The 244-nt window shown below is 43.0% G+C and carries 1 pseudogene; it reads right to left on the reverse strand.

Going from position 1 to position 244, the window contains the following annotated elements:
- Window positions 1-244, reverse strand: a pseudogene (locus AB4512_RS23625) (membrane associated secretion system protein); the annotation flags it as partial.

A 244-nucleotide genomic window follows, 5' to 3' on the forward strand; every position in this document is an offset into this window, starting at 1 on the left:
GACTGATTCGGTACAATGGATACACAACGCCCTTTTCTACCGGAGCTAAATCTGCATGATCGAGAATCGAATCAGTTTGGCAATTTAAGCTCCTGTACTTGCTGGTTGAGAATTCAGCGACATTCGTTTTATTGGTCAATGACTCTATCTTGATCGCCACGTTATCGACTGGCGTATTGAGCATTCGACTTGCCACTTTAGCCATGTCTTCTAACTCTGAATTAGTTACAGGAAGGTTTTGTCC

The sequence above is a fragment of the Vibrio sp. 10N.222.52.B7 genome (genome assembly GCF_041474275.1).
Lineage (GTDB): Bacteria > Pseudomonadota > Gammaproteobacteria > Enterobacterales > Vibrionaceae > Vibrio > Vibrio crassostreae_C.